General features: G+C 56.8%; 20 protein-coding genes. 14 read left to right on the top strand and 6 right to left on the bottom strand.

Going from position 1 to position 20,796, the window contains the following annotated elements:
* Nucleotides 1–178 precede the first annotated feature (178 nt).
* Nucleotides 179–574, bottom strand: a complete 396-nt coding sequence (locus tag IQ265_RS30700) for a hypothetical protein (protein WP_228038195.1) — start codon at nucleotides 572–574, stop codon at nucleotides 179–181.
* A 563-nt stretch (nucleotides 575–1,137) separates the two neighbouring features.
* Between IQ265_RS30700 and IQ265_RS20110 the strand changes: the two genes are divergently transcribed.
* Nucleotides 1,138–1,584, top strand: coding sequence for a Fur family transcriptional regulator (locus IQ265_RS20110; RefSeq protein WP_194056850.1), 447 nt, complete (start codon nucleotides 1,138–1,140; stop codon nucleotides 1,582–1,584).
* A gap of 135 nt (nucleotides 1,585–1,719) precedes the next feature.
* Here the strand turns inward: IQ265_RS20110 and IQ265_RS20105 are convergent, their stop codons facing one another.
* Nucleotides 1,720–2,526: an SDR family NAD(P)-dependent oxidoreductase gene (locus IQ265_RS20105; protein ID WP_194056848.1), complete on the bottom strand. Its 807-nt coding sequence runs from the start codon at nucleotides 2,524–2,526 to the stop codon at nucleotides 1,720–1,722.
* Nucleotides 2,527–3,273: 747 nt separating this feature from the next.
* Between IQ265_RS20105 and IQ265_RS20100 the strand changes: the two genes are divergently transcribed.
* Nucleotides 3,274–4,614, top strand: coding sequence for a lipid-A-disaccharide synthase (locus IQ265_RS20100; protein ID WP_228038193.1), 1,341 nt, complete (start codon nucleotides 3,274–3,276; stop codon nucleotides 4,612–4,614).
* A gap of 134 nt (nucleotides 4,615–4,748) precedes the next feature.
* Here IQ265_RS20100 and IQ265_RS20095 read toward each other — a convergent pair whose 3' ends face one another.
* Complete coding sequence (locus IQ265_RS20095) at nucleotides 4,749–5,651, bottom strand: ABC transporter ATP-binding protein (protein WP_194056845.1); 903 nt, start codon at nucleotides 5,649–5,651, stop codon at nucleotides 4,749–4,751.
* A 105-nt stretch (nucleotides 5,652–5,756) separates the two neighbouring features.
* Between IQ265_RS20095 and IQ265_RS20090 the strand changes: the two genes are divergently transcribed.
* The 8 genes from IQ265_RS20090 (at nucleotide 5,757) to IQ265_RS20055 (ending at nucleotide 12,574) form a co-directional block, all read left to right on the top strand.
* Nucleotides 5,757–6,173: a nuclear transport factor 2 family protein gene (locus tag IQ265_RS20090; protein ID WP_194056843.1), complete on the top strand. Its 417-nt coding sequence runs from the start codon at nucleotides 5,757–5,759 to the stop codon at nucleotides 6,171–6,173.
* 145 nt (nucleotides 6,174–6,318) lie between these two features.
* Nucleotides 6,319–6,987: a hypothetical protein gene (locus IQ265_RS20085; protein ID WP_194056841.1), complete on the top strand. Its 669-nt coding sequence runs from the start codon at nucleotides 6,319–6,321 to the stop codon at nucleotides 6,985–6,987.
* A 215-nt stretch (nucleotides 6,988–7,202) separates the two neighbouring features.
* Entirely contained in the window at nucleotides 7,203–8,975 is a 1,773-nt protein-coding gene (locus IQ265_RS20080; protein ID WP_194056839.1) for a hypothetical protein, read from the top strand.
* Between the two features lie 259 nt (nucleotides 8,976–9,234).
* Nucleotides 9,235–10,488 (top strand): SpoIID/LytB domain-containing protein, encoded by a 1,254-nt coding sequence (locus IQ265_RS20075; protein ID WP_228038191.1) that lies wholly within the window; start codon nucleotides 9,235–9,237, stop codon nucleotides 10,486–10,488.
* Between the two features lie 172 nt (nucleotides 10,489–10,660).
* Nucleotides 10,661–10,882: an NfeD family protein gene (locus IQ265_RS20070; RefSeq protein WP_194056837.1), complete on the top strand. Its 222-nt coding sequence runs from the start codon at nucleotides 10,661–10,663 to the stop codon at nucleotides 10,880–10,882.
* Nucleotides 10,883–11,003: 121 nt separating this feature from the next.
* Complete coding sequence (locus IQ265_RS20065) at nucleotides 11,004–11,297, top strand: hypothetical protein (RefSeq protein WP_194056835.1); 294 nt, start codon at nucleotides 11,004–11,006, stop codon at nucleotides 11,295–11,297.
* Nucleotides 11,298–11,299: 2 nt separating this feature from the next.
* Nucleotides 11,300–11,944, top strand: coding sequence for a sigma-70 family RNA polymerase sigma factor (locus IQ265_RS20060; protein WP_194056833.1), 645 nt, complete (start codon nucleotides 11,300–11,302; stop codon nucleotides 11,942–11,944).
* A gap of 153 nt (nucleotides 11,945–12,097) precedes the next feature.
* Nucleotides 12,098–12,574, top strand: a complete 477-nt coding sequence (locus IQ265_RS20055) for a hypothetical protein (protein WP_194056831.1) — start codon at nucleotides 12,098–12,100, stop codon at nucleotides 12,572–12,574.
* Nucleotides 12,575–12,668: 94 nt separating this feature from the next.
* Here IQ265_RS20055 and IQ265_RS20050 read toward each other — a convergent pair whose 3' ends face one another.
* The 3 genes from IQ265_RS20050 to IQ265_RS20040 form a co-directional block, all read right to left on the bottom strand.
* Nucleotides 12,669–13,367: a cyanoexosortase B system-associated protein gene (locus IQ265_RS20050; protein WP_194056829.1), complete on the bottom strand. Its 699-nt coding sequence runs from the start codon at nucleotides 13,365–13,367 to the stop codon at nucleotides 12,669–12,671.
* Nucleotides 13,368–13,406: 39 nt separating this feature from the next.
* The gene (gene crtB, locus IQ265_RS20045) at nucleotides 13,407–14,288 is read right to left on the bottom strand and encodes a cyanoexosortase B (RefSeq protein WP_194056826.1); all 882 of its coding nucleotides are present in this window, start codon (nucleotides 14,286–14,288) and stop codon (nucleotides 13,407–13,409) included.
* Nucleotides 14,289–14,459: 171 nt separating this feature from the next.
* A complete protein-coding gene (locus IQ265_RS20040) occupies nucleotides 14,460–15,644 on the bottom strand; it encodes a DegT/DnrJ/EryC1/StrS family aminotransferase (protein WP_194056824.1) in 1,185 nt (394 codons plus the stop codon).
* Nucleotides 15,645–15,991: 347 nt separating this feature from the next.
* On the opposite strand from IQ265_RS20040, the gene IQ265_RS20035 reads away from it, so the two are divergent.
* From IQ265_RS20035 to IQ265_RS20020, 4 genes are all read left to right on the top strand, one after another.
* Nucleotides 15,992–16,336, top strand: a complete 345-nt coding sequence (locus tag IQ265_RS20035; protein WP_194056822.1) for a Dethiobiotin synthetase — start codon at nucleotides 15,992–15,994, stop codon at nucleotides 16,334–16,336.
* A gap of 295 nt (nucleotides 16,337–16,631) precedes the next feature.
* Nucleotides 16,632–16,943 carry a co-chaperone GroES gene (gene groES, locus IQ265_RS20030; RefSeq protein ID WP_194056820.1) on the top strand — a complete coding sequence of 104 codons (312 nt, stop codon included), beginning with the start codon at nucleotides 16,632–16,634 and terminating at the stop codon, nucleotides 16,941–16,943.
* 273 nt (nucleotides 16,944–17,216) lie between these two features.
* Nucleotides 17,217–18,851, top strand: a complete 1,635-nt coding sequence (gene groL / locus IQ265_RS20025) for a chaperonin GroEL (RefSeq protein WP_194056818.1) — start codon at nucleotides 17,217–17,219, stop codon at nucleotides 18,849–18,851.
* Nucleotides 18,852–19,389: 538 nt separating this feature from the next.
* Complete coding sequence (locus IQ265_RS20020) at nucleotides 19,390–20,538, top strand: ParM/StbA family protein (protein WP_194056816.1); 1,149 nt, start codon at nucleotides 19,390–19,392, stop codon at nucleotides 20,536–20,538.
* Nucleotides 20,539–20,796 lie beyond the last annotated feature (258 nt).

The raw sequence follows: 20,796 nt of genomic DNA, 5'->3' as shown, positions 1-20,796 counted from the left end.
CGGTACCAACGAGACCATAAACCGCAGTAACTACAATAGCCGACTCTGTAGTGCGATTTGTGGCTGAGAAAACTAACGTTAGCGGGCTCCCGCTCAGTGCTTATCCAAGCGTTTCATCGCCACAGGCTCGACGGGCTAAGGGCGCATCCTTAGCCGAGAGGTTTTTAGGTGGAATAGCTTAGGTCGCGCTTCGCGAAGCGATCTGTTCCGGAGTCGCTCGGCGGCTAATTTTCAACATTTGGTTTCCGCCCTTTTGAAACTCGTAAGCAACCGCTTCAATTTGAATACTAAACCATTGGCGAGGCAGTGAATTGATCACCGACTCAACATAGGGTGAAGGTTGACCATTGAGTTTAATCAAGGGGAAAATTCTTACTTCTGCGGCAACCCGCAGCAGCTCGTAAATTGAAGCAATGTGAAACTCAAGCGATCGCTGCTCTGAGTAAAGAAAGAGCAAATGCGAACAGAGGCACAGCTCAAATTGGTTGTCGGCAAAGGCTAGGCTAGGCAAAGCCTGATCTAGATATCGTCCGGCAGCTTTACCCGCATCGTAGTCCAGCAAAAACGTTTCCATCGCCCCCAGGCGAGCCTGACCAAGCTGATCGGCGCTGTGAAAGTTGTGCCAAACGTATTGACTAGAATTTTGCTTAACCTGCAGAATAATTGGCTCGTAGGTAGCTCGAACCCGCTGCTCAATCTGCTCGGCAGAAAACCGATAAATGGATCAATAGAAGTAACAGAATGCCCTAATCGAGTCATTTCAGCGTTAAAGCTGGCTGGCCCATCGCCACACCCAAGAATAGTGGCGCTTAAATCGGCTTCAGACAGGCTAAACATCGATCGATATTCGTCCAGCGTTCTGCCCCAGGGAACAACATCGTCAAGTTTCACGCAAGATCACCTTGGACCATTACATTCAGCCTAACCTGCCCAATGCCGCTGCAGTGAGTTCTGGCAGCCGCTGTCCCAGCCTGACAAAGCGCAGCGATGACCCAGTACGGCAAGAGCGGCGTTGATTGGCCCCTCAACCTATCTATCGCCAGGCGACGCCAGAACCGGTACCCTTTGTTTGTAGTTCTAGGCACTATTCTTTCAAACAAGTTAAAGTGGTACTGAGTATGAATAACCGCCAATTCTATGGAAGAGCAGGCCGCGATTAAAACTCCAATTACCTCCCTGGAAGATGCCATTGAGCGCTGCCAGGCGCTTGGCATGCGGCTGAGTCGGCAGCGACGCTACATTTTAGAGCTGCTTTGGCAGCACCAGGGCCACCTCTCCGCCCGCGAAATTTACGATCGCCTCAACCAGCAGGGCCGCGAAATTGGCCATACCTCCGTTTACCAGAACCTCGATGCGCTCTCGGAGCAGGGCATTATCGAATGCGTTGAGCGCGCCGACGGTCGCCTTTACGGCCACCTGAGCGACTCCCACAGCCACGTCAATTGCCTCGACACCAACGAAATTATTGATATTCAAGTCACGCTGCCCGCCGATCTGATTCAGCAAATCGAGGCTCGCACCGGGGTCAGCATTACCGACTACCGCATCGACTTCTTCGGCACCACCGCCAGGGCGACAGAATAGGGATTGTACCTGGCTAACCCCCGTTTGGAGGGGCATTGCATGCAATGCCCCTACGGGGTGCCTGTTTTGAGCGGGGTGCTTCCCGGCCGTGGGGTGGGCACTGCCCACCGCTCGAATAGCGCTAAGCAGGTCTGACTAGGTCGAACGCACGGGTCGCCGCTGGGGCTGCCCCGCCCGAGACGGAGCCAGCAGCTGAATCATCGGCTCGACTAGCCAGGGGGCTAGCCGCTGGGCCAGCATCGCCGCGTGGCTCTGCCAACCCACCAAAATTTCGGTCTGCCCCCGCCGCAGCCCCCGCACCATAGCCTCGGCGACCTGGTCTGGCGTCGCAGGCTGCACGCCTCGGAACCAGTCAAAGCCTTTCACCATGTCGGTATCGGTCAGCGAGGGCAGCAGCGCCACCACCCGCACTCGGTGGGGGGCCAGTTCACTCCGCAGGGCTTGGGTAAAGCCAACGATCGCGAACTTAGTGGCTGAATAGGTCGCCATGGTTGGGGCCGCCACCTTGCCCATTAGGCTAGAGACATTGACAATGCAGCCCTCTCGACGGGCCGCCATGCGGCGGGCTACCAGGCGAGTGACGGTATAGAGGCCAATCAGATTGGTAGAAATTTCGGCCTGCACCTGGGGCAGCTTAGCCTGCAGGAATGGGGTTTGATGGGCCACCCCAGCGCAGTTGACCAGCAGGTGCACCGGACCGTGGTGCTGCCAGGCGCGGGCAATAACAACATTCGCTTGAATGGGGTCGGTCAAATCGACGGGTAGCACAATCGCCTCGGCCCCAAGCTGCCGCACCTCGTCGGCAACGGCTTCCAGGCGCTGAGCGTTGCGGGCTACCAGCAAAATGCGCTGCATACCCTGGCGGGCCAGGGCGTGGGCAATGGCGCGGCCAATTCCGCGCGATGCTCCGGTAATTAGAGCGGTTTTTCCGTGAAAAAGCATAGAAACCTCCTGCTGAGTCTGGCGTGTTGCCGTCAGCGTGACTAGAGCTGGGGTGCTGCAGTGCGCCTTGCCAATAAGGACGGTACTAGCAGCACCTGTGGGTAAAATCGGTGCAGAATTTTCTTGAGAAAGGCTGAGTTTGCCTGAGTAGGGGCGATCGCCTGCAAATAGCGGTGTGCTCGGTGCAGCTAGCCGGAAGCCAGGCCGCTGTGGGGCTGTGGGGTCGCGTCGTCACGCGCCGAGTGCAGCCCTGCAGGTGCGGAGCCTTTACCTAACGCGTGAGGAACGGGCGCTGTGCGTTTGGGGCATGGATTTTGCTCTCCTGAGTGAAAGACCATCCGAACCATGACTCAGACGTTAGCACCGGGATCAGAGAGCGACAACAATCCTGAATGAAGTCGGCGAATTGTAACAGCTCTCATCACGATTCTCAGAAACAGCGTTTGGAGAAACATTCTCTGACCGCCAATATTTTTTATGCTCCGCAGAGAATTTCTTTACAGCCAAGTCTTTGGGGATCAGGCCACCTCTATGAGAAGGCCACAGCCAGAAAACCCGATTCTGAGAAAGTTGGCCTGTAGTTTAAATTACGTATTGTTGTATTGCGAAACGTAGAGAGGGCTGGAGCGATAGTTTTGCTGCTGCCCGAGCACAAGCCCTGGCCCCGCACTTTTGGCCCTGCGTCCTTGCCCCCGAAATAGCGTTGGTTCTAGCTAAAATAGGGCGTTGTCAATAGACCCCGATTCTATGGGCTTGGATCAGGCCAATGCTGCCGGGCAGCGCGAGGCATCCTTAGTAGAAATCGCGCCGCCGTTTCCCAGCGATATTTTGATTTTGTCCAACGGGCCGGGGGAAATTTCGACCTGGGTACGCCCGGTGGTCAGGTCGCTGCGAGACCGTCTGCCCGACCCCAGTCAGGTTCGCATCTCGGTGGTGCTGTCGCCCTGCGCCAATGCCTCCGGTCGCGAAGCCGAAATGGCCCGTCAGCTGCCGGGGGTCGATCGCGTGCAGGGGCCAGAGCACTTTTTTGCCTTTTTGCTAGCGGGCAAAACCGCCGAACGCTGGGACTGGCACCCGCGCGGGGTGGTGCTATTTTTGGGCGGCGACCAAATCTACCCGGTGGTGGTGGGCCGTCGCCTGGGCTACCGCACCGTGCTCTACGCCGAGTGGGATGCCCGCTGGCACGGCTGGATCGATCGCTTCGGCTGTATGACCGCCAACATTGTTGAGGCGGCCCCCAGCGAGTTTCGCTACAAGTGCGAGGTGATTGGCGACCTGATGGCCGATGTGCAGGGAGATGCGGTCAGCCGGGAGGCGGTGAGCGATCGCCTTGCCTTAAACCCCGACCACGACCTGATCGGTTTCATGCCTGGCTCTAAGAAAAATAAGCTCAGTATGGGGTTGCCCTTTGCCTTGGGCACCGCCGAGGCCATCCATCGGCAGCGGCCCAACACCCAGTTTGTGATTCCGGTTGCGCCAATGCTGTCGCTAGAGGCGCTGGCTCAGTTTGCCGATGCGGCCCAAAACCCAGACATTCAGCTGATCCAAGGGGCTCCTACCGCAGAGCTGGTGGAGCCAAATTCACCCCTGCCTCGACTGCGTACCCCCAGCGGGCTGGAGGTACTGCTGTGGCAGGCCAGCCCCGCCTACGACCTGATGAGCCAGATGCGGTTTTGCCTCACCACCGTAGGAGCCAACACCGCTGAGTTAGGATCCCTCGGCGTGCCGATGATGGTGCTGCTGCCCACCCAAAAGCTAGAGGTGATGAAAGCCTGGGACGGCATTCCGGGGCTGCTGGCCAACCTGCCCCTGGTGGGCGATAGCCTGGCCAAAATCATCAACAGGCTGGTGCTGCGCCAAATTTATAAGGAAGGAAGACTGTTTGCCTGGCCCAACATTTGGGCCAAGCGCGAAATTGTCCCCGAGCGAATTGGCCCTCTCAAGCCAGCGGAGGTGGCGGCGGAGGTAGTGGGTTACTTAGAGAATCCTGCCGCTCTAGAGGCGATGCGGCAAGCGCTGCGATCGGTGCGTGGGGAAGCGGGGGCAGCTGGCAAGCTGGCGGCGATGGTGATCGAAGAGCTAGGGTGACTTCTGGGAAACTTTCTCCGTCACGGTGGGCAGTGCCCTACAGCGGCTATGGTCGCTGGACCAAGCGGGGATCTGATTTTCTGAGAATCTCCTCAGGTCTTGATACTCCAACTACCGTTCTCAACCGCCATGCCTTATGTCTGGGGCGGCTGTCGCGTCACTTCGAGGTAGACGTGCTCTAACTTGACCGGGCTACGGGCGATCGAGTCGAGGGGAATGCCCTCAAAGCGATCGATTAAGTCCTTGAGGTCGAGCTGTTCGGGCACCCAAAAGGCGAGGTCGCCGCCGTAGGTGCGGTGGGTGTAGCCAAGCCGACGGGCACGGGCGATCGCCCCCTTAGGATCCTTTGTTTCTACTGTGACAATTTCGCGGGCCGGAATGCGCGATCGCAGCTGCTCCAGCGTGCCCTCGGCCAGCAGCTTTCCCTGGTTCAAAATGCCAATTCGCTGGCACAATCGCTCCACCTCGTCGAGCAGGTGGGAGGTCAGCAGCACCGTCACCCCCATCGATTTAAACTGGCGAATCAGCTGCCAGAGTTCTTGCCGCGCTTCGATATCTAGCCCGGTAGTGGGTTCGTCAAGAATCACCAGTTTGGGACGGTGCAGCATCGACGCCGCCATACTCAGCCGCCGCTGCATGCCGCCGCTGAGCCGCTCGACCGGGGTGTGCTTTTGCTCTAGCAGGTTGACCGCCTCCAGGCACACCTCTACCCGCCGCAGGCAATCCTGGCGAGAAAGCCCGTAGAGACGGCCAAAAAAGAAGAGGTTGTCGCTACAGGTCAGACTGCCGTAGAGCAGATTGCTCTGGGGCGTCACCCCCACCAGCGCTTTGGTCGCCTCACCAGCCGGGCGATCGCCAATGGTGACCGAGCCGCTGTCGGCCTTCAGCAAGCCGCAGATAATGTTAATGGTGGTGGTCTTCCCGGCCCCATTGGGGCCAAGCAGGCCGTAGATTTCTCCAGGCTGCAGCTCAAGGCTGAGGTTCTGCAACACCGCCTTAGAACCGTAGCGCTTACAAAGATTTTCAAGCTTTAACATGCAGGGTGCAACTTTGGGGCCGAAGGTGGCTGCCTCCCCCTGCCGTTGGTTATGCTCAAGACAGGAGGCAGGGAAACGCCCCTGTATCTTATCAGTGAGGACTCTATGGCTGGCGATCGCGAACTGGTCTTGGCCACAAACAGCGCCTTCTACCGCTCCTTTGAGAAGAAGGACATAGAAGCCATGGAGGCCGTCTGGTCGAAGGGCATGGGCTGTCTCTGCATTCACCCAGGGCGCGATGCCCTCAAGGGCTGGCCCGACATCCGCGATGCCTGGGAGCGCATTTTTAAAAACACCAGCTATCTCGAAATCGACACCGACATTCTCACCGTCGAGGTCAGCGGCGACCTGGCCTTTGTAGTGCTGATTGAGAATGTGCTGCAAATCAGCGGCAGCGAGGCTGGCCTCGATCGCTTCACCAGTCGCCGTTTGGAGGCGCGATCGATGGCCACCAACGGGTTTGAGCGCCTGGCCGGAAAGTGGTACATGACCCACCACCACGGCAGCCCGGTGGTCGATTGAACCCCAATCTGCCATTTTCGGCCCACAGTCTATAGATCTATCCTCAGCTAGATGCCCTCAAGTTAATTTTTGCCGCTACTTTAGCCCCAGTTAACGTGGAGCCGATATTCTAGGTTTAGATCTTTGGGGATTTTGGAGAACGGCGATGAGTAGTTTTAGCGCTAACTTTACCAATCGCGATTACGAGGTCAAAATTGGTGATTACTTTAGCCGCGGCTGGGAGATTTTTAAGCAAAAAGCCCCGCTGTTTGTTCTATTTACCCTGATGCTGTTTCTGATTCAGGTTGTCGTTGCCATCCTCCCCTATCCGCTGGGGTCGAGAACCGATGAACCCGTGCCTGGGGGCATTCTCAGTTTTGCGTTTAATGTTGTTGCCCCAGCCCTAACCGCAGGCTATTACTTTGTGGCGTTTCAGCTCGCCCGGGGTCGCAATGCGGTCTTTAGCGACTTTTTTCAAGGATTTAACAAGTTTTTGCCTATCTTTCTCACAGCGCTGGTAGCGGGTATTTTAACCGCTCTTGGGTTTGTGCTGCTTGTCATTCCAGGCGTTTATTTGGCCGTGGCGTACCTGTTTGCTCAACCCTTTATCATCGACAAGAGTGCTGATTTTTGGCAGGCAATGGAAACCAGCCGCCAGCTAATTACCAAAAAGTGGTTTTCATTCTTTGGCCTCCTGTTCATGCTTTTCTTGCTCAACGTGGCTGGGGTCATTGTGTTAGGAATTGGTCTGCTGGTGACCGTGCCCCTTTCGTTCTGCATTGTGGCAGCGGCCTACGAAGACATTGTGGGCCTCAACTCGGTAGCCGAAATTTAGTCAGGGGCGCGATCGCCCCAGAACCTGTACTAACGGCCTCAACCTGGCCTGGGTTGAGGCCGTTTTGATTTAGTCTTAGGCATAGAACTCAGTAGGCTATTCCGCAGGCAGATGCGGCTGAGTCGCCACTGGCCGGGCGTCACCAAGTTGCCGCTGAGTCGCCGCTGAGTTGTATTGAGGAGCACCGTCAGCCCTTGGCAGTTTTTGGCAATCCCATGCAGATTAAAACTTGGCGTCTGTCGCCTACGGCGTTTTGGATGGCGGTATGGTTCTTGATCGCCCTGGCCATTCGCCTGTCGTTTTTAGTCAGCAAACCCCTCTGGATGGATGAGGTGGCCACAACCATCTTCTCCCTGGGCAACAGCAGTCGTTCTGTTCCGCTCGATCAGGTGATATCGCTAGAGCAGCTGCTGACGCCCCTGCGGCCGCGCCCAGAGGCGACGGTGGGTTCCGCCATTGGCTACCTGATGCGGGAAGATAACCACCCGCCGGCCTACTTTGCCCTGGCCCACCTCTGGATGAACCTCTTTCCGGCCGTGCAGGGGGTGGCCTCTCCATGGGCGGTACGAGCCCTGCCTGCCCTACTCGGAGCCCTGAGCGTACCGGCGGTTTACCTGGCCGGGTGGCTGGGGTTTCGTTCGGTTTTGGCGGGCCAGATCAGCGCCGCCCTGATGGCCGTGTCTCCGTTTGGGGTGGCGATGGCCCAGGAGGCTCGGCACTACGGTATGGCCACCCTGATGGTCTCGCTGGGGCTGGTCTGCTTTGCCGTCGGGGCCTGGAGCCTGTATGGTGCCGACCACAAAGAACCCCTTACCGCGCCCATTTCACCGGCCTTTGGGCTGCTGTGGGTGGGGGTCAACGCCCTGGCCTTTGCAACCCACTACTTTACGGCGTTGGCAATGATGGCTCAGGCCCTGGTGTTCGTAGCGCTGGCCTGGCACCAGGGGCGATCGCAGCCTCAAGTGCTGTGGCGACGACCCTGGCGACGACTGTACTGGGTCATGCTGGGCACGTTGGCCTCCTGTCTGGTGTGGCTGCCGGTGCTGCTCAACTTTTACGGCAGCAGTCAGTCTTCAAACCTGGCGATTGACCTCAGCCAGCCCATGCGGTGGCTCGATCCGATCGCGCAGATGCTGGTCGGGCTGATCTTTATGGTGATTACCCCCATCACTCACGCCCAGGGCGCGATCGGCATTGCGGCCGTTGTGCTGTCGGTGCTGCTGCTGCTGCCCGTGCTGCTGTGGCTGGTGGTGCGACTAATCAAGGCCAGGCCTCTGGTTAGCCAGTCGGCCTCGGGACGGTTTGGGCTGCTGGTCATGGGCGGTTTTGTGCTGGCGGCGATCGCCCTCTTTTTTGCGGTCACCTATGGCCTGGCAATGGATATCACTCGCGGTCACCGCTACAACTTCGTCTTTCATCCCGGTGTCATGGTGCTGATAGGGGGGCTACTAGCGGTCTACTGGTCAGAAACGCCGGAGACATCGGCCCGTATTCCCTTCACCCCGTGGCGCATTTCGGGGCGGCGCAGCGTGCAGGCCATCTGGGTTGCGGGCCTGGTCAGCGCTCTTTTCGTCGTCAGCAACCTGGCCTTTGCCAAATACTATGCACCAGCCCAGTTTGTTCGCACTGTACAAGCCGAGTCTACCCACCCGGTACTGATTGGCTTTCCTAACCCCATTGAGACAAAACCGACGGTGATCGGCATTGAGTTCCTGAGCATTGGCTGGGAAATTCAGCGCCACTTTAACCCAGCGGCTCCGGAGAGTCAGTGGTCGGTACCGCCCCGTTTTTTCATCTGGGCCTTACCCAGCAACCCTACGGTTGCCCCCGAAACAAAGCTGGCTGACATGCTCTCGACCCCACCGCGCCCCTTCGATCTGTGGTTTCTGCACATCAACTCAGATCTGAGCGGCTATGGATGCGCCCAGGTGAATCAGGCCAGCAGCGGCAGCCATCACTACACCCACTACCTTTGCACGTCGCCATAGCTATTTCTTATGGGTATTCCTATCTCCTAACGCCAATAATCTCAACGCAAACCCCTGCCACAGCAGGGCTTGCAGGCCTAAATTGCTAGGTCAAAATCAGCAATCGGCATCATTCCCCCGGCTGACTGTGATCTCTACCTTTAGGCATAGGTTACGAATGTAACATGACCGACGTATTTATTAACGATTATCCTTAGATAGAACAGGGTGCTGACGACGGTTTTGTTAGCGTAAAGCGTGGAGATTAGGTTAAACCACCATGAGAGAACTCTGGAAGGCTCGGCTGCCAAAGCTGAGGCCAGTGCGCCTCAAATCGGTCAGACTGCAGTCGCTTACTCTCAAGGCGTTGCGACGGTCAAGGGACGGTTCTCAAGGGCCTGCGCCTGCGGACAAGCCTTCCACCCGCATCAAGATATTTAGCGGTCTAGCCTTTGCCAGTCTTTTGCTGGTGCAGGTTTCGGCCTCTCCACTGGGGAACCGAGACAATGACAAGACCGGCACCCTAAAACCCGCCCTGTGGCAAACGACGGGCATGGTGCGCCAGTCGATTGTCGATTTGTACCGGGCGCGGCGGGTGCTAGTGCAAGCGACTCTGCCCCCCGAAACCGCCACCGACGCCACCGAGGCCCCAAACGAGACAGCCAAGGCAGCGGCTACGGCACCCCCCTCGGCTCAGCCCGCCGCCCCCAGCGGTAGCGCTACTCCCCAGGCTAGTTCGCGGTCGGTGCCCCAGCCCTCTGCGCCGCCCGCCCCTGCCGCCGCCAGCAACTTTGACCCCGGCAAAACCATTGATACCAACCTCGAAATGCGAGTTGCGATCGCAAAAAATGCCTCAAACCTGGAGGTAGCCACCTCCGTCGACGGCTATCTGATGGATCTGGGTGGTCAAAATTACTGCAATTTGCCTGCTCAAAGCAGCCTGGTGCTAAAGCCCCAGGGGTCGGGTATGGCCGCCGGCAGCTGCACCCTCTCCAACACGGTGTGGCTAGAACCGGGCGAAGGCGGTTACGTGTACGTGGGCGACAGCTGGTACAAAGGTCGAGTTCTGCTACTGACCGATGGCGCGGGCCTCATGGCCGTCAACTTTGTGCTCATGCACGACTACCTAAGCAGCGTCGTCGGCAGCGAAATGTATGTCAACTGGCCCCTCGAAGCGCTCAAGGCCCAGGCCGTCGCCGCCCGTTCTTATGCCCTGGTGCACCACGTACGCCATGCCCAACGCGCCTACGACCTCGACAACACCCAGCGCTACCAGGCTTACCTGGGCATTGCCAAAGAGACCAACACCACCCAGGCCGCCGTCGCCGCCACGACCGGCGAGTTTATTAGCTACAACGGTGGCATTGTCGAGTCGCTCTATGCAGCCTCCGATGCGATTGTGCAGGCGGCCCACGGCGGCAACGGCATGAGCCAGACCGGGGCGATGGAACTGGCCAGCAAGGGCTACAACTACAACCAAATTTTAGGCAACTACTACCCTGGCACCAGCCTCTCTCGCCTGGTGGTCGAGTAAAGGCAAACGGGCGCTTGCCCTGATCAATCTGAAGGCATCCAATTTGTATTGGTTTTTGTAAAGCTCGCGCTCTTAAGGGTGCGAGCTTTTTGTGTCGAACGTACTACAACATGTCACACATTGGGTTCTGTCGCCACTAGTGAGTGAGGCAAGACAAGGAGGCCCAATCGCCATGAGCATCTCAACACCTCTCAGTGCTGTGCTTGAGCGCAAGTTTTACCCAGGCGTAGGCGTCATTCACTCGGTGGCGCAGCCCGGGTTGAAGTGGGTGGTGCGCGTCAACGGCGTGTACTGGACAGCCCGCGCTGCCCTGTCAAGCTACAGCTTTCAGGCGGGCGATACCATTCGACCGATCGATCGGCAGGGCAACACCCTGCTGATTGAACCGGCCTAGCTACAACCAGTGGCAGGCCGCGCAAAAAGGTTGGCTCAAAACGAGTCACGTTTGGGCACGAAAGCCTACTACCCCGCAGATGGTTCAATTTTTCTACGTCGTTCGTTGAGGACATAGACCGATGGTTGTCAATTTTGCGATCGCAGATGCTGCGGATATACCCGATCGCCTGCGATTTAGAGGCTGGTTTGCCAGCGCAGTTCGCTTTACTCAGCAGGTAATCAATAGGGTAAAGGCCTTCGTCACAACCCAACTTCAGCCCAACTTTGAGAGCCCAGACCCCAAAAAGGATCTGCGCGAACTAACTAACAGTTCTGATTTTGCCCTGGAGGATACTACAGCCCTAAAGCCTATCAACCTTGATTGGTATCAGTTTTTTACCGTTAGCCCCCCGCTCACCCAACGAGGAAACTAGCCATGACTAACGCTACTAATACACCTTTTAAGCAGCCCTCCGGTCAAGGGCCAAACCACGACCTGGTGTACGAGTTCATGGCAGCGGTTAGCTATCTGCTCATGCCTAACGAGTTTAAAGGAACTTCCCTGTATAAGTTTTTAATTCGTTTCGCTAAGCAGTGGCATATTGCCAATGTCGACCTTGATGAGGTGGTAGTTGAGGGCGTTAAGCGAGGCATTGAGTACATTCAAAAGCACGGTCAACCCATAAAAAAGCCTGAGTCCTGGCTACGCCAGGTATGCCTCAATATTCTTAGAAACAAAGTTGATGCCGTAATTAAGGAGGAACGCAAAACCAAGCAGTTGACAACGCTAGCCCACCATGCCAAAAGTCCGCTCGTTGAGTCAGAGCTTATCGAGCAGCTCGAATATCTTGAGATGGCTCTAAATGAGCTTTCTCAAGCAGATCAGGCGCTAATTAGAATGAAGTTTATACAGCGAAAAACTTACGAACAAATTCGCCAGCACTACAAGTATATGGCTGAAGGAGCAGAGGGGCCTGTACCCTCGGCGCAAACCCTTAGAAAGCGCGAATCGCGCGCGCTTAAGCGACTAAAATCGCACTTCTTTAAGCTGTACGAAGGAGGTGCAAGTCAAGCTTCTTGAGTTATCGGCTTAAAGTGGCCGGGCTGTCTTCAACTCATCCGAAATTCACGAATAAAAGGTTGTTTCTTAACCAAACAGATAGTACGTTGAAGTAACCTAGCACTCCGATTGATTAAGTAGTTCATAAGAACGTGGAGCGTTCGACCAAACACCATGAAAACTCCCACTCTCGATCAACAATTCCTTTCTTACCTCAGCCCAGAGCAAAAGGGTCAGGTGTGGAATTACTACCTGTTGATCACAAATCAAAACATGAATCCTGACCAGCAGATCGCCCAAATCTCCCAGATTTGGAGCTGCGCTGAAAAGGATGAACGACTGATGGAATGGCTGGAGTTCATCGATTATTTTTATACCGATGTTGATGAAGGTGACTTACCGTCTTCTGCACAGCGAACTTACCTGAGCGAATACTTGACTGAGAAGGTTGGCCTACCACCCAAAGACAGTAGTTTCTATGCTCCTGTGTTTCTAAGGTGCCCCGAGGGTAAAGGGTACGTAGCCGTTTCAAGAAACTTTGGCGAACCCCATGACTCAGCCAGCCTTCCACAGCAACGATGCAACAACTGCGGCTATAACCTTAGTCAGCATACTGATGTTACAGACGGCGTGTCGCTACCTGAGGCCTGAGTGCCAGGGTACCATCGGGTACCTCAAAACAGTTGAGTCAGAACGATATCTGCCTGCCCTAGACCTTAGGGCAGGCAGCTTTTATCAACGGCAATTAGCTGAACACAGTGGCGTCGAGCTGGCGCTGAACTGACTCTACAAGGTCTATCGCTAAGGGCTGGTAGTCGGCGATCGCCCCCAGAGGCTCCATCGGCAGCAGCACAGTCACCGCCACCCACGGCGTCAGGGTGCGGCGGGTGAGCTGCGACCACTGGTTGGCCCAAAACCAGTGACTCGGTGACGGATGACCACCGCCAGGCAGAGCGTACCACTGCACTACCGCAAAGCTCTGGCGGTCGCCCCAGGCTCGAAAAAATCTTGCGTTGACAGAGCCAACCTGTAGCCGCCGCCGCGACTCAACCCGCCAGTTTTGCGCCCCGGCCAGGTCAATCCACTCCAGCTGGGGCTGGTTGCTGTGCCAGGGTTGGGGGTGCAGCAGCACCGCAAACTGCTGCCCTGGAGCGCTTTGCGCGGTAGACGCTGGGGCTCGATATTCCGCCAGCGTCCAGGTTTGGCGGTTGATGGCAATGGGCTCAGCGAGGGTGAGTTGCCAACCGGGCAGCGGCAGTCCGTCTGTCTGTAGTGCCCGCAGCTGATCGAGCTGGGCCACCTGGGGTGTCGTCGTCCAGGGCCACTGTCCACTGAGGTAGGCAGGCAAAATGGCCATTCCGGCCAGAGCGGTCAGCACAACCACCAAAGCCAGGTTGACCCAGCGGCTGGGAATGAGGCTAGAAGCTGTGGGCTGAGTGGTCATAGGGTGCGATCGCGCTAAACAACAAAACCAACAACGGGTCTACACTGACGACGAGGGCGACTGCACTACCAAGTTAAGGCTGGTTGGCACCCGATTTTGAATTAGCCGCAGCAGCAGAATAATAGTCAGCAACATCAGCGCCGAGTAGAGGTCGCCGCCCCAGCTCTCGTGCAGCCATTCAAAGGCCCCGTCTTGGCCCATGCCGTGGAAATAGCTGAGCAAAGCATTACGCAAAATGTTGCCCACCACGCTAACCGCTACCGTGCCGCCCAAAAACAAGCTGGTTCTGAGCCGCGACCTGTAAACCCCCGTCCAGTACAACAGCATGAGGGCGACGTAGAGGCTGGTAAAGAGCATTTTCAGCCCGGCGCAGTGGGGGGCGACCTCGACCGTTTGACCGTTAACAAACAGGTAAATACTCTCGACCGTGACCGGCACGCCCAGCTGCACCAGCAGAAACCCCGCCACCGAGGCGATGAACTGCTGCAAGGGCAAAATGTAGGGCTCAATCAGGTAGGGCAGCTGGTTTGGCGTTGCCAGCGCCACCAAAACCAGACAAATCGCCTGTAAACGCAGCCCTGCGATCGCTTTTAGGCTCAGGCACAGCCCCACCAGCATGACCGGCAGCGATAGATTCATCCAGTCGGGCAGGCGGGTAAGGTACATCAAACCGGCCAGCCCCACCAACCCCAGCCCCAGGGGATGGCAGCGATTGGGCAGCTCGGCCCAGGCTTTGCGCTTATCCCAAGCGATGTAGGCGGCAAAGGGCAGCCCCAGCAGCCCGTGGCTGAAGTATTCGTGCTGAATGCTGATGGTTTTGTGCAGCCAGCCATCGATCCAGTGCACCAGCAGCGGCCCGTAGAGAATCGCTAGCAGGGCGGCAATCGCTAGATTGGGGGTGAGGTAGCGGCGGGGGAGCATGGGGAGTGGATGGGTAGGCGGGTAGGTGGGTGGGTGGGTGGGTTGATGGGGATAGGAAGGAAATGAGGGGGTGGGGAGGATGGAGTGTGGGAAAGGGAAGGCGGTGGAGAAGATAAATCCAGAATCTAAAATTCAAAATCTAAAATCTAAAATCTAAAATCTCCTCATCCCTCATCCCCTCATCTCTTGCAGGAGGCTAGACAATCGCAGGGCAGAAACTGCTTCCACCATAGCGTCTACAACATAGTCAACCTGCTCAGGGGTCATGCCGGGGTACATGGGCAGCGAGAGAATTTCCTGGCTGAGGGCTTCGGCTTGGGGGAAGTGGCCGGGGCCGTAGCCGAGGGCGCGAAAGGCGGGTTGCAGGTGGCAGGGAATAGGGTAGTGGATGCCGGTTTGCACGCCAGCGGCGGTGAGCTGGGCCTGGAGTTCGGTGCGGCCCAGGGGGCACGTGCTAGTGACGCGCACTACGTAGAGGTGGTAAATGTGGCCGGGGCCAGCGTCGTTGCGTACGGGGAAAATGCCGTGGTCGGCCAGGGGGGCAAGCCTGCGATCGTAGTGTTGGGCCAGAGTATAGCGGGCCTGGTTCCACCCGTTCAGGTAGGGCAGTTTGACGTTGAGTACGGCGGCTTGCAGGGTATCGAGGCGGCTGTTGGTGCCCTGGGGTTCGGTGTGGTAGTACTTGCTGGTGGCTCCGTAGTTGCGCAGCGATCGCGCCGTTTGAGCCACTCGCTCGTCGGGTGTGACGAACATACCGCCGTCGCCTAGAGCACCGAGGTTTTTGCTGGGGTAAAAGCTAAAGGCCGCTCCCAGCCCCAGGGAACCAGCGGTGTAGCCGTCGCGCTGAGCCAGGTGGGCCTGGGCGGCATCTTCAAAAATAATCAGCTGGTGGCGATCGGCTAGCTCCAGCAAACCCTGGGGCGACACCATTTGGCCGTAGAGGTGCACGGGCACAATGGCGCGGGTGCGGGAGGTGATGGCTTGCTCAGCGGCGGCTAGATCCATGAGGGCGGTGGCGCGATCGCAGTCAACCAGCACAGGCGTTGCCCCCGCCCGCAGCACCCCAATTAGCGTGGCGATAAAGGTGTTGGCAGGCAAAATCACTTCATCCCCTGAAGTAATGCCGCAGGCTGTTAGCCCCAGAGCGATCGCGTCGGTGCCGCAGCCTACCCCCACCCCAAACCGAGTGCCGCAAGCCGCCGCAAAGCTGGCCTCAAAGTTAGCTAACGCCTGCCCCAGCACAAAGTCTCCCTGGGTAATGACCGCGTTCATTACCCCTTGAATAGCCTCCTGTAGTGGCCCATGCTGCCAGGTCAAATCCACAAAGGGAATAGTCAGCGGAGAAGGGATGGTCATACGCACCTGTCGCGGTCTGGGTTAACAACTGATATCGGCCAGTCATGCTCAGCTTGCCCTAAACCTAAGACGCCTTATCAACCCGCTAGGAGTCACCAAGCCAAGTTATAGCGATCGCCAAAATGGATTAGACATGACCAATACTCTCGAACCAATGGCTCTACGTCGCTGCGCTGCCTCAGTTTCTGGCCAGGCCCAGGATTGGTGCCCTGAGTGCCATGGCTACCGCTACAAATACGGCTGAAATACGACCCAGGCAGTAAACTGGGGCAGATATCGCTTTGGCTCGATCGCTACCCGTCAGCACGCGCGGGGCTCAATCACCCCACTCAGCTACCGTTATCCCTATGGATTTTGAAACCGCTCAAAACTTTGTGGTGCGCCAAACCCTCGGCACCAGCGACGACTTACCCGATACCTTCATCGCCTGCCTGCGCCAGGGCAAACCGCCCATCCCTGGACAGGTAACCTCTCTTTTGCTCGCCCTCAAAGTGCTGTTTGAGGGGCTCAAAACCGAACCCACCCTCGATCGCACCCTCACCAAAGCCCTGTTCATTCTCTCCTACGAAAGCCGCCAGCTCTATGCCCAGGGGCAGAAGGCGGGCGTGGTTTGGCCGCCCATGCTCGACGAAGACCTGGGGCGAATTGGTAAAGCCGCCCAGTCAATCGTGTTTGGCGAATGGATGGGGTGAGGGGGAGTAGGGGMGYSSRCWMGYMKRCGAGTGGGGAAGTAGGCGAGTGGGCGAGTAGGCGAGTGGGCAGTCAGGCAGGAAGCAAAGCTCCTCGACATCTTTACCTTGCAGTGCATATACATCTACCCGCCTACTCATTTACCCATCCACCCATCTACATAAGTACGGCAAACCACACCTCCCAGAGAATTGCAGAAAAAACTTCCGGGCGGCTAAATTAGCACTCAGGAAGCGTGAGTGCTAACGCATCCTGTCCATTCAACCATTCACTACGCAAACCTTTTGGAGGTACGTTATGGCCGCAGTCACCCTGAGTGTGTCTACTGTGAAGCCTCTGGGCGATCGCATTTTGGTCAAGGTCAGCGCCGCTGAAGAAAAAACTGCCGGCGGCATTTTGCTGCCCGACACTGCAAAAGAAAAGCCCCAGGTGGGTGAAGTAGTGCAGGTCGGCCCCGGCAAGCGCGACGACAACGGCTCGTTCCAGGCGATGGAAGTCAAGGTCGGCGACAAGGTGCTCTACTCCAAGTACGCCGGTACCGACATCAAGCTCGGCACCGACGACTACGTGCTGCTGCGCGAGTCCGACGTGCTGGCTGCCCTCGGCTAGACCGATTTTGGATTTTGGATTGGCGATTTTGGCTAGGTAGGGTGGGCACTGCCCACCATCGACCAGAGCGATCGCCCATCAACCCGAAGGGTGCAACCGCAATGCACCGCTCGAAAAGTGCTTTAAGAAGATGTCTCATCCACTCGAAACATCCCTTTAAGCAAGCTCAGCGGGTTAAGCGAAGCCGTAACGCACCCTAAAAAATCAACCCAGATTCTCAATCAAACGCAGTTAGTTCAACAACTCACCTTTTGTTGGGAGGATTATTTACCGATGGCTAAAACGATTACCTACAACGAAGATGCCCGTCGCGCCCTGGAGCGCGGTTTCGACCTGCTGGCTGAAGCCGTCGCCGTCACCCTCGGCCCCAAGGGCCGCAACGTGGTGCTCGAGAAAAAGTACGGCGCACCCCAGATCATCAACGACGGCATCACCATCGCTAAAGAAATCGAGCTAGAAGATCATATTGAAAATACCGCCGTCTCTCTGCTGCGCCAGGCCGCCAGCAAGACCAACGACGCCGCTGGTGACGGTACCACCACCGCTACGGTGCTGGGTCATGCGATTGTCAAAGAGGGGCTGCGCAACGTCGCTGCCGGGGCCAACGCCATTTCGCTGAAGCGCGGTATCGACAAAGCTACCGCCTTCCTGGTCGAGAAAATTGCCGAGCACGCCCGCCCCGTCGGCGACTCCAAGTCCATCGCTCAGGTCGGCTCCATTTCCGCTGGCAACGACGACGAAGTGGGCCAGATGATCGCCGACGCTATGGATAAAGTAGGCCGCGAGGGCGTGATTTCCCTCGAAGAAGGCAAGTCGATGACCACCGAACTGGAGGTCACCGAAGGGATGCGCTTCGACAAGGGCTACCTGTCGCCCTACTTCGTCACCGACACCGAGCGCATGGAAGCAGTGCTCGACGACCCCTACATTCTGCTCACCGACAAGAAGATCGCCCTGGTGCAGGATCTGGTGCCCGTGCTAGAGCAAGTCGCCCGCTCCGGCAAGCCCCTGATGATTATCGCCGAAGACATTGAGAAAGAGGCCCTGGCTACCCTGGTGGTCAACCGCATGCGTGGCGTGCTGAATGTGGCCGCTGTGAAAGCGCCTGGGTTCGGCGATCGCCGCAAAGCCATGCTCGAAGATATCGCTGTGCTAACTGGCGGTCAGGTGATCAGCGAAGACACCGGCCTCAAGCTCGACAACGTGAAGGTAGACATGCTGGGCAGCGCTCGCCGCATCACCATCACCAAAGACACCACCACCGTCGTCGCTGAAGGCAACGAGCAGCAGGTCAAGGCCCGCTGCGAGCAGATCCGTCGCCAGATCGACGAAACCGACTCCACCTACGATAAAGAGAAGCTGCAAGAGCGCCTGGCCAAGCTCTCTGGCGGTGTGGCCGTGATCAAAGTCGGTGCCGCCACCGAAACCGAGATGAAGGACCGCAAGCTGCGCCTCGAAGACGCCATCAACGCCACTAAGGCCGCTGTAGAAGAGGGCATCGTCCCCGGCGGCGGCACCACCCTGGCCCACCTGGCTCCCCAACTTGAAGCCTGGGCCAGCGATAACCTCAGCGGCGAAGAGCTGCTGGGTGCGCAGATCGTCACCCGCGCCCTCACCGCCCCCCTCAGCCGCATCGCTGAGAATGCGGGCTTCAACGGCGCTGTGATCGTTGAGCAGGTGAAGGAGAAGGACTTTAACATCGGCTACGACGCCGCCAACAACCAGTTCGTCGATATGTTCGAGGCTGGCATTGTCGACCCCGCCAAGGTGACCCGCTCTGGCCTGCAAAATGCGGCTTCCATCGCCTCGATGGTGCTGACCACCGAGTGCATTGTGGTCGATAAGCCCGAGCCCAAGACCCCTGCCGCTGGCGCTGGCGCTGGCATGGGCGGCGACTTCGACTACTAAACCCGCTAACGCAGACCGGATTCGGCCTGCTATACGGTAAGCAAAAAAAGGACCGGCTGATGTTATCAGCTGGTCCTTTCTTGTAGCCAGAAACCACGTTTACTCAACCTAGCTCAAACCTTGAACTTATTGAAGCCGGAAACAATTAAGGCAACAAGCGATCGCCTGAAGTTCATCTGCTTTGCTTATTTCATTATTAATAAGGATGGCGAAAACATTAGATTAAATGAACTTAAATGTATGCCTTAAAGACTCTATAGAGAAACCCTGTGATTTTTTTGACTTGTTTAGAGGTAGATTATACTGACGAGTTGGCGACTTGAAAAGTAATCTAAATGCGTAGCATTGTAGTATCAAAGTGCCACCTGTAATAGAAAAAATTTTCCTGGAACACTTTGTCGGTTTGGGAGTCTTGGACAGTTAACCATCAAGTCTAAAACCCAATTCCCGTCAAAGTCTTCGTAGATTTTGACCTGGCTTTGCTGTGGGGGTACGAGGTTGGTGGTTTTTGTGAAGCTCAATAAAGGGTTCAGAATCAATGACCATGTCACAAGCTGCTTCTATACCGATGAACCAGACACCGCTGGTGAAACCCTCAGGCGATGCCCCAGCCGTGAAAGAAGCCGGTAGTTTACCCAGCTCTATCCTCAGTGTTGATTTAGGGCGAACCTCGACCAAAACCTCTATTAGCCGCGATCCCAACAGAGTTGTCTTTATTCCGGCTAACGTCAAGCATTTGTCAATGGAACAGGTGCAGGGAGGCGCGTTCGAGGCCCGTGCGACAGATCCTCTGTCTGACATTTGGATGGTTTACCAGGGCAGCGGCTATGCAATGGGGCAACTGGCCGAGGACTTTGGCGCTAATTTAGGCGTTGGCCAGTCTAAGGTCAACGACGCCCTGGTCAAGGTCTTAGCCTGCGTCGGCTACTTTCAACTGAAGGATGAGATTTCAGTCGTTTTGGGTTTGCCCTATCACTCCCAGGATCAGTTTGAGCGCGAGAAAGAGCAGTTGATGAGCCTGCTGCTGGGGCCGCACGTGATGAGCTATCGCGGCGAACCTGCCACCATCCACATCAACAAGGTTTGGGTGATGCCCGAAGGATACGGCAGCATTCTCTGGAATGAGGTGCAGGAAACGAAGGACGCCAACGTTGACTTTACCAAGCTGCCAGTTGCGATCGTAGACATTGGGCACCAGACCACAGACTGCATCATGGTCGACAACTTTAGGTTTGCCCGCGGGGTGTCTAGAAGTGAAGCGTTTGCCATGAGCCAGTTTTATGAGCAGGTGGCGGCTCAGATTGAGGGAGCCGATAGCCAGTCTCTAGCCTTGATCGCTGCCGTAAATCAACCCAAAGGCGAACGATTTTACCGTCCTCGGGGAGCCAACCGACCGACCAACTTGGATGACATTTTGCCCAACCTCAAAGAAAATTTCTCGCGGGAGATGTGCAACCGTCTGCTGGCTTGGCTGCCTGAGCGAGTTACCGATGTTATTCTCACCGGCGGCGGCGGCGAGTTTTTCTGGGAAGACATTCAGCGCCTGCTGAGAGAGGCCAAGATCAACGCCCACTTGGCTACGCCCTGCCGACAGGCTAACGCTCTAGGGCAGTACATTTATGGGGAGGCCCAGATGGCGTCGGCCCGTGCGGCTCGTGCTACCGAGGTGGTGGGCGTTGGGCGTTAACTACGTTTGTCTCTTTCTAATTGAAAGTTGATTCGCCTAACCAAAACGGTTCTAAACCCAACCCAAATCCAGCAGTGAGGTTTTGCCGATAGGAAAACTTCAGATCTCGAGTTGAGTGGGGTATATGGCAATCTAAATAGACTCAGGCTGGTAGGATGGGCATCTTGCCCATGCATGCGAGACACCTACCCTACCAGTTTTCGTGATTTGTAGGGATTGCTTTAGTGCGGAAATATCTTTAGGTAGGAAGATATATTA

The sequence above is a fragment of the Nodosilinea sp. LEGE 06152 genome (genome assembly GCF_015207525.1).
Lineage (GTDB): Bacteria > Cyanobacteriota > Cyanobacteriia > Phormidesmidales > Phormidesmidaceae > Nodosilinea.
Note: the sequence above shows the minus strand (reverse complement) of the source record. Positions and strands in the feature narration are given on the sequence as shown.